This is a genomic window from Alicyclobacillus suci (assembly GCF_017329615.1).
Lineage (GTDB): Bacteria > Bacillota > Bacilli > Alicyclobacillales > Alicyclobacillaceae > Alicyclobacillus > Alicyclobacillus suci.
In genome coordinates, this window is sequence record NZ_JAFMTW010000074.1 from 1 (window position 1) to 6,930 (window position 6,930).

Consider the following 6,930-nt stretch of genomic DNA (forward strand, 5'->3'; position numbering starts at 1 on the left):
AAACCTGCTATGAAAGCCCCACGAACACGGATTCAGCGAAGCATAACGCGGAATCAGATGACGTGATTCTTTCGAGCAAGTGCCGCTTCTGTCGAAGCAACTCTATTATTATACCACGAAACCTTTCGGTTGTCACGAGTGGTTTTTGTATTACACGCTTCAACTGATGATAGCATCAAATTTACTAGCGCATCCAATCATCCACAGGTTACAAGCGCAAGTTTCGCACGCACCGCCGAAGCGACGTTGACTAATATATCACATACTGTGAACACCTTCAAGTAATAAATACATGGAAATTATGCCAGACGCAATTCGAACGTAATGCATTCGAACGTAATGCTAGGTCAGGGCACAAAATCAGGCTCATCAAGGTTCATCGACAAGCCAACACACGAAGGCGATAGCGTGCCCCTACGGATATCAACCCGTCTATGAGAACTACGCAAATCCGCGCAAACCAAAGCCGCCCACCTACTCGGCGGGCGGCCTATCATCTAATCATCTTTTAAACGTCGTCTCACGCGATAGCAAATCAACAATCGTGAACGTACTGCTTACTTCTTCAGCTGACTCAGCGTATCGGTCAAAACAGGCACAATTTGCTTTTTGCGCGAAACAACGCCTTTCAGCACAGCCTTGTTATCCGCCAGTTTGACATTATACGCGGTCTCCACTGCATGCGCCGCGTGACCAAGCGCCACAGCTATCGAGTCGTTGTTCAAAATGTCCGTTACGACAAACAGGAACAAATCCAATCCCTTCTTGTCGATAACACTCTGCAACACATTCTCCAATTCAGCTTGGCGCGACAACACATCATTTGTATCCACCGCGTTGACTTGCGCAATCTCAACCTTAAAGTCGCCCATCGTAAACTCTTTGGCATCGAGCGAGATGAGATCTTCGATGCTCTTGTCACTTAAATCTGCACCAGCTTTAAGCATTTGCAATCCGTAATCGTCGATGTCGAGACCCGCAATTTCTGCCAATTCGCGAATCGCAGCGACGTCCTCCTGTGTGCAGGTTGGTGACTTCAGAAGCAGCGTGTCGGAGATGATAGCCGAGACCATCAAGCCTGCAATCTCCTTGCGAATTGGCACATTGTGTTCCTTGTACAGCTTATTGAGAATCGTCGCCGTGCAACCCACAGGCTCTGCGCGATAGTAAAGCGGATTGCTCGTTTCAAAGTTTGCGATCCGGTGGTGATCCACCACCTCAATCACCTGCACCTGATCGATATCGTCGGCGCTTTGTTGACGCTCGTTGTGATCAACCAGGATAACCTCGCTCGCCTCAGCCGCCACAGCCTCGACGAGCCGTGGAGCTTCAACGTTGAAGTGATTTAGTACAAATTGTGTCTCTGCGTTGACATTGCCTAAACGGACAGGCTCTGCGGAAACGCCGAGTTGTTGTTTTAAGTCCGCATAAACAATCGCAGATGTAATCGAATCCGTGTCCGGATTTTTGTGTCCAAAGACAAGTACCTTGCCCAACGTGATCCTCCCTCATGTCAGTGCCCATCAGGCACACGCACCGCTGCTCAGTCGAATTGGTAAAGTGGTGTGGACAAATAGCGTTCGCCATTCGACGGCGACACGGTTACCACGCGCTTGCCCTTACCCAATTCCTTCGCCAGTTGAAGGGCCACGTATACGTTAGCACCAGAGGAAATTCCAACGAGAAGACCCTCTTCTTTTGACAGGCGACGCGCATATTCAAACGCAGTATCGTTTTCTACCGTGCGCACTTCGTCGTAAATCTCGCGATCTAGAATGGACGGAACAAAGTTTGCCCCAATCCCCTGGATTTTGTGCGGACCAGGTTGCCCCCCGGAGAGAATCGGAGATGCCGCTGGCTCGACAGCAACTACTTTAACGCCGGGGATTTCTTTGCGCAACACGCGACCTACGCCCGTCAGCGTACCGCCGGTACCAACGCCCGCGACAAACGCATCTACTTTTCTATCGAGCTGTTCCAAGATTTCCGGGCCTGTGGTCAATTCATGAACCAACGGGTTAGCCGGGTTGTCAAACTGTTGCGGCATAAAGTAACCGTGCTCCTTAGCCAATTCTGCAGCCTTGTTCACGGCGCCCTTCATTCCCTCGCTCCCTGGCGTCAGCACCAAATCCGCACCATAGGCGCGAAGGAGGCTCTTGCGCTCCTGACTCATGGTTTCCGGCATGGTAAACACTGCACGGTAACCTTTAGCGGCCGCGACAAGTGCCAATCCGATACCTGTATTTCCGCTGGTCGGTTCTACAATTGTATCACCCGGTTTCAGACGGCCATCGCGCTCAGCCGCCTCAATCATCGCTTTCGCAATCCGGTCTTTCACACTCCCACCAGGATTAAACCATTCCAGCTTGACGTACACGTCTGCATCATTCGCGCCGGTCATGTTCCGCAGTTTAACAACGGGTGTCTGGCCGATTAAGTCGAGAATATTATCAACCGTCTTCAATGTGATTCCCCCATTGGTCGCAGTTTGTCGGATAGTTCGCATATCTCAGCAACGTGCCGAAACGCGTCGACTAAAGCCGACTAACCCGTAATGTATAGCGGGTATTTACTATCATCAGTATATGGGATTGTCGGGCAGGTCGCAAATATTCTTTTGTAAAAGTTTTCAGGAGAAATAGAAATTCTGCCAAGCACGCTATATATCCAGTCAGGCGCTCTTCATCTCGTCGTCATCGTGCGGCTCACGTATCTCAACCAAGAGGGTTGGTAAGAATGATAACGTGAGCCGCAAGGGTTCGCGAAGTATTTCCACCTTGTCGTGTTTGGAGGTACATATGGTCAGACAAGCGAAACGATTGACGAGAACGTGCGCAATGATGTTAGCAACCCTCAGTGTCCCGGCCGTCGTCTATGCAGCTGCTACGTACACGGTAAAACCCGGGGACACCCTATGGTCCATTGCACAACAAAACGGTATGACATTACAGCAATTAGAAGACGCCAATCCGCAACTCTCAGATTTCAACCAAATTCAAGTCGGAGAAAAAATCACCTTGCCAAACGGCCAAACGACCACGGAAGACGACTTGTACTGGCTGGCCCACATCATCAGCGCCGAGGCACAAGGCGAGTCCCAAGAGGCACAGGAGGCCGTCGGTGACGTCGTACTCAACCGTCTGCATGCAGGCGGCTACGGCAACACCGTTCACGATGTCATTTTTCAGGTGGTAGATGGTGCCTACCAATTTACGCCTGTTCTCAACGGATCGATATACGATACACCCACCGCATCCGCCATCGCCGCCGCATCCGCCGACTTACAGGGACTTAACATCGTGCCAAATGCGCTCTTCTTCTATAACCCAAATGAGGTGCCAGCGGGATCGTGGGTGGAACAACAACCCACCATCACACAAATCGACTCACTGGTGTTTGCAAAATAACTGTGGCGGCAGTTTGCCCTGCCGCCACATCCACACCAGCGAATCCTATTCCCACCAATTGCGACCGCTTTTGCCTTTCGACCCGGCCCCAACACCCATCCCCACGCGTCCGCCTCCACGGACGCACGTTCCCTGCCAAATGACCGTGCCGCATTAACTACGACGGCAGCACCGTTACACAAACTGCAAACGCAACAAAAAGACCCCTGGAAGATTTCCCAAAGGTCTTCTTCAAATCCTATGGTGGGCCCAGGTGGACTCGAACCACCGACCTCACGATTATCAGTCGTGCGCTCTAGCCAGCTGAGCTATGGGCCCAAATTGGTGCGGTCGAGAGGACTTGAACCTCCACGGGGTTGCCCCCACAAGAACCTGAATCTTGCGCGTCTGCCAATTCCGCCACGACCGCATATACAGGGGTCACGCTTATGTGCCACCATTTGAATCTGGCGGAGCTGACGGGATTCGAACCCGCGATCTCCTGCGTGACAGGCAGGCATGTTAGGCCTCTACACCACAGCTCCACGTGGTTGCGGGGGCAGGACTTGAACCTGCGACCTTCGGGTTATGAGCCCGACGAGCTGCCAACTGCTCCACCCCGCGTCAGATATGGTGGGTCATGAAGGAATCGAACCTTCAACCTGCCGATTAAGAGTCGGATGCTCTGCCAATTGAGCTAATGACCCAAACTTGGTGACCCTAAGGGGATTCGAACCCCTATTACCGCCGTGAGAGGGCGGCGTCCTAACCATTAGACGATAGGGCCATGGTGGAGGTAGACGGATTCGAACCGACGACCCCCTGCTTGCAAGGCAGGTGCTCTCCCAGCTGAGCTATACCCCCATCTTCATCGATCCCGCCAAAGCGACCTCGATTGGTCGGAGCAGCGGGATTCGAACCCACGACCTCCTGCTCCCAAGGCAGGCGCGCTACCAAGCTGCGCTATGCTCCGTTATATCGTTAGATGGCGTGCCCTGAGAGATTCGAACTCCCGACCTTTTGATTCGTAGTCAAACGCTCTATCCAGCTGAGCTAAGGGCACATGGCTGGGGAAGAAGGATTCGAACCTTCGCATGACGGTACCAAAAACCGTTGCCTTACCGCTTGGCTATTCCCCAACGTGGGGTGAGTGATGGGAATCGAACCCATGCATGCCGGAATCACAATCCGGTGCGTTAACCCCTTCGCCACACTCACCACATCTGAAACCTACATTCAGCCATTGCCGCCCAACAACAACACTTAGGTTGCCACAGGCAAATGGTGGAGGGGGAAGGATTCGAACCTTCGAAGCTTTCGCAACGGATTTACAGTCCGCCCCAGTTGGCCACTTTGGTACCCCTCCGGATGGAGCCACCTGTCGGATTTGAACCGACGACCTGCTCATTACGAGTGAGCCGCTCTACCCCTGAGCCAAGGTGGCATACGTGGTAGCGGCGAGTGGATTCGAACCACCGACGCCACGGGTATGAACCGTGTGCTCTAACCAGCTGAGCTACGCCGCCACAGTGGCGGAGAGAAAGGGATTCGAACCCTTGAGACGGTTTCCCGCCTACACGATTTCGAGTCGTGCTCCTTCGACCAGCTCGGACATCTCTCCGCGTTGGTGCGGCTAATAGGAATTGAACCTATGACCCCCACCGTGTCAAGGTGGTGCTCTCCCTCTGAGCTATAGCCGCATTTGCAACACGTCGCAAGTCTAGCAAATAAAACAGGTGTTGCTGGTGGCTCGGGACGGAATCGAACCGCCGACACGAGGATTTTCAGTCCTCTGCTCTACCGACTGAGCTACCGAGCCAAGGTGGTTGCGGGGGCAGGACTTGAACCTGCGACCTTCGGGTTATGAGCCCGACGAGCTGCCAACTGCTCCACCCCGCGACAGAACATCACATGATCTACGGTATATCTGAGAAACTGGAGGCGCCAACCGGATTCGAACCGGTGGTAAAGGTTTTGCAGACCTCTGCCTTACCACTTGGCTATGGCGCCATGAAATGCGGGTGAAGGGACTCGAACCCCCACGGTTTCCCGCTGGAACCTAAATCCAGTGCGTCTGCCAATTCCGCCACACCCGCATGATTGGCGGAGAGAAAGGGATTCGAACCCTTGAGACGGTTTTAGCCGCCTACACGATTTCCAATCGTGCTCCTTCGACCAACTCGGACATCTCTCCATTGCCGCAAAAGCCAGGTTGCATCGGCCACTTAGATGGCACACTTGATGCACGCTTACTCAAGTAAACGAAGCAACCCATTTTTTGCAACCATAAGCGGAAGACGGGATTCGAACCCGCGACCCTCGCCTTGGCAAGGCGATGCTCTACCCCTGAGCCACTTCCGCGTGTGGTGGGCGCTGACGGGCTCGAACCGCCGACCCTCTGCTTGTAAGGCAGATGCTCTCCCAGCTGAGCTAAGCGCCCCCACAAAAATGCCGAAGGCCGGACTCGAACCGGCACGGTTTCCCGCACGATTTTGAGTCGTGTGCGTCTGCCAATTCCGCCACTTCGGCAAGATGAGCCATCCGCGACTCGAACGCGGGACACCCTGATTAAAAGTCAGGTGCTCTACCGACTGAGCTAATGGCTCACAACTGGAGCGGGTGATGGGAATCGAACCCACGCTATCAGCTTGGAAGGCTGAAGTTCTACCATTGAACTACACCCGCATAACTGGCGTGCCCTGAGAGATTCGAACTCCCGACCTTTTGATTCGTAGTCAAACGCTCTATCCAGCTGAGCTAAGGGCACATTGGTGTCGAAGGCGGGACTTGAACCCGCACGGGTTTCCCCACACGCCCCTCAAACGTGCGCGTCTGCCGATTCCGCCACTTCGACCTATTCTCTTCCGAAACGCCACTAGGCAAAGTGGAAGAGCACGTATTACTATATCACAGACTTTAGCTATGCGCAACTCTTACGTATGAAAAATTTAATTGGTTAAATCTGCGATAAAGAAATGTAGAATCCCACTTAACAACCACGGTAACAAGGGTCTTTAGAACCCGAAACAACCGGCCATAAACCGATTACCCGATACACTGGATACGTCCATCCGAATTGACACTACAGACATGAAATCACCCAATCAATATACCACATCTGCTGCCAATGTTCGCACAACGATGTCCAGTTCTTGTTTTAAGGGGTGTCGACAGCTGGCCCACAGAACGACAATGTCATGATCTGGGCGCCTGCGCCACGCGTAATACCCGCTCCGAGAGACATCCAACATCAGAGCCTATCGCAATCTCCATCCCAACACAAAAAGAGCCCCAAGGTTCCGCCTTCTCAGCGTTCCCCTCAGGGCCCTTCTCTCTCGCCTGGCAACGTCCTACTTTCCCAGGAGGTCTCCCTCCAAGTATCCTCGGCGCACCCCTACGGGTATCAAGTCGTGCTAATGTGCTTACGCACAAAGTCACGCTATCACTGGAGGTCTTCACGTCCGTGTTCGGGATGGGTACGGGTGTTTCCCCTCCGCCATTATCACCAGACAAAGCTTCCGCTCCGCTCAGGTTCCACACACTC

3 protein-coding genes, 28 tRNA genes and 1 rRNA gene are annotated in these 6,930 nt (G+C 53.2%); 1 reads left to right on the top strand and 31 read right to left on the bottom strand.

What is annotated here, in order from left to right; translation table 11 throughout:
- Nucleotides 1–557: 557 nt before the first annotated feature.
- Nucleotides 558–1,496 carry a manganese-dependent inorganic pyrophosphatase gene (locus tag J3482_RS18905; RefSeq protein ID WP_146824949.1) on the bottom strand — a complete coding sequence of 313 codons (939 nt, stop codon included), beginning with the start codon at nucleotides 1,494–1,496 and terminating at the stop codon, nucleotides 558–560.
- Between the two features lie 47 nt (nucleotides 1,497–1,543).
- Nucleotides 1,544–2,470, bottom strand: a complete 927-nt coding sequence (gene cysK / locus J3482_RS18910; protein ID WP_146824950.1) for a cysteine synthase A — start codon at nucleotides 2,468–2,470, stop codon at nucleotides 1,544–1,546.
- 328 nt (nucleotides 2,471–2,798) lie between these two features.
- Here cysK and J3482_RS18915 point away from each other — a divergent pair, with 328 nt between their 5' ends.
- Nucleotides 2,799–3,407, top strand: coding sequence for a cell wall hydrolase (locus J3482_RS18915; protein ID WP_146824948.1), 609 nt, complete (start codon nucleotides 2,799–2,801; stop codon nucleotides 3,405–3,407).
- Nucleotides 3,408–3,648: 241 nt separating this feature from the next.
- On the opposite strand, the gene J3482_RS18920 is transcribed toward J3482_RS18915, so the two are convergent.
- The 29 genes from J3482_RS18920 to rrf form a co-directional block, all read right to left on the bottom strand.
- Nucleotides 3,649–3,725, bottom strand: a tRNA-Ile gene (locus J3482_RS18920).
- Between the two features lie 4 nt (nucleotides 3,726–3,729).
- Nucleotides 3,730–3,816, bottom strand: a tRNA-Leu gene (locus J3482_RS18925).
- Between the two features lie 38 nt (nucleotides 3,817–3,854).
- Nucleotides 3,855–3,931 (bottom strand) — tRNA-Asp (locus J3482_RS18930).
- A 3-nt stretch (nucleotides 3,932–3,934) separates the two neighbouring features.
- A tRNA-Met gene (locus tag J3482_RS18935) sits at nucleotides 3,935–4,010 on the bottom strand.
- A 7-nt stretch (nucleotides 4,011–4,017) separates the two neighbouring features.
- Nucleotides 4,018–4,093 (bottom strand) — tRNA-Lys (locus tag J3482_RS18940).
- A gap of 5 nt (nucleotides 4,094–4,098) precedes the next feature.
- Nucleotides 4,099–4,173: transfer RNA gene (locus J3482_RS18945), tRNA-Glu, on the bottom strand.
- A 1-nt stretch (nucleotide 4,174) separates the two neighbouring features.
- Nucleotides 4,175–4,250 (bottom strand) — tRNA-Ala (locus J3482_RS18950).
- Between the two features lie 32 nt (nucleotides 4,251–4,282).
- A tRNA-Pro gene (locus J3482_RS18955) sits at nucleotides 4,283–4,359 on the bottom strand.
- A 13-nt stretch (nucleotides 4,360–4,372) separates the two neighbouring features.
- A tRNA-Arg gene (locus tag J3482_RS18960) sits at nucleotides 4,373–4,449 on the bottom strand.
- Nucleotide 4,450: 1 nt separating this feature from the next.
- Nucleotides 4,451–4,525, bottom strand: a tRNA-Gln gene (locus J3482_RS18965).
- A 3-nt stretch (nucleotides 4,526–4,528) separates the two neighbouring features.
- A tRNA-His gene (locus tag J3482_RS18970) sits at nucleotides 4,529–4,604 on the bottom strand.
- 64 nt (nucleotides 4,605–4,668) lie between these two features.
- A tRNA-Tyr gene (locus J3482_RS18975) sits at nucleotides 4,669–4,752 on the bottom strand.
- 3 nt (nucleotides 4,753–4,755) lie between these two features.
- Nucleotides 4,756–4,830 (bottom strand) — tRNA-Thr (locus J3482_RS18980).
- A gap of 5 nt (nucleotides 4,831–4,835) precedes the next feature.
- A tRNA-Met gene (locus J3482_RS18985) sits at nucleotides 4,836–4,912 on the bottom strand.
- A 4-nt stretch (nucleotides 4,913–4,916) separates the two neighbouring features.
- A tRNA-Ser gene (locus tag J3482_RS18990) sits at nucleotides 4,917–5,007 on the bottom strand.
- Between the two features lie 4 nt (nucleotides 5,008–5,011).
- Nucleotides 5,012–5,086: transfer RNA gene (locus J3482_RS18995), tRNA-Val, on the bottom strand.
- A gap of 43 nt (nucleotides 5,087–5,129) precedes the next feature.
- A tRNA-Phe gene (locus J3482_RS19000) sits at nucleotides 5,130–5,205 on the bottom strand.
- 4 nt (nucleotides 5,206–5,209) lie between these two features.
- Nucleotides 5,210–5,285, bottom strand: a tRNA-Met gene (locus J3482_RS19005).
- A 37-nt stretch (nucleotides 5,286–5,322) separates the two neighbouring features.
- Nucleotides 5,323–5,396: transfer RNA gene (locus J3482_RS19010), tRNA-Cys, on the bottom strand.
- A 6-nt stretch (nucleotides 5,397–5,402) separates the two neighbouring features.
- Nucleotides 5,403–5,482 (bottom strand) — tRNA-Leu (locus tag J3482_RS19015).
- A 5-nt stretch (nucleotides 5,483–5,487) separates the two neighbouring features.
- Nucleotides 5,488–5,580: transfer RNA gene (locus tag J3482_RS19020), tRNA-Ser, on the bottom strand.
- Between the two features lie 95 nt (nucleotides 5,581–5,675).
- Nucleotides 5,676–5,747, bottom strand: a tRNA-Gly gene (locus J3482_RS19025).
- A gap of 3 nt (nucleotides 5,748–5,750) precedes the next feature.
- A tRNA-Val gene (locus tag J3482_RS19030) sits at nucleotides 5,751–5,826 on the bottom strand.
- Nucleotides 5,827–5,835: 9 nt separating this feature from the next.
- Nucleotides 5,836–5,915: transfer RNA gene (locus J3482_RS19035), tRNA-Leu, on the bottom strand.
- A gap of 4 nt (nucleotides 5,916–5,919) precedes the next feature.
- Nucleotides 5,920–5,992, bottom strand: a tRNA-Lys gene (locus J3482_RS19040).
- 5 nt (nucleotides 5,993–5,997) lie between these two features.
- Nucleotides 5,998–6,071: transfer RNA gene (locus J3482_RS19045), tRNA-Gly, on the bottom strand.
- A gap of 5 nt (nucleotides 6,072–6,076) precedes the next feature.
- Nucleotides 6,077–6,153: transfer RNA gene (locus J3482_RS19050), tRNA-Arg, on the bottom strand.
- Between the two features lie 2 nt (nucleotides 6,154–6,155).
- Nucleotides 6,156–6,240 (bottom strand) — tRNA-Leu (locus J3482_RS19055).
- A gap of 483 nt (nucleotides 6,241–6,723) precedes the next feature.
- A 5S ribosomal RNA gene (gene rrf, locus J3482_RS19060) occupies nucleotides 6,724–6,896 on the bottom strand.
- Nucleotides 6,897–6,930 lie beyond the last annotated feature (34 nt).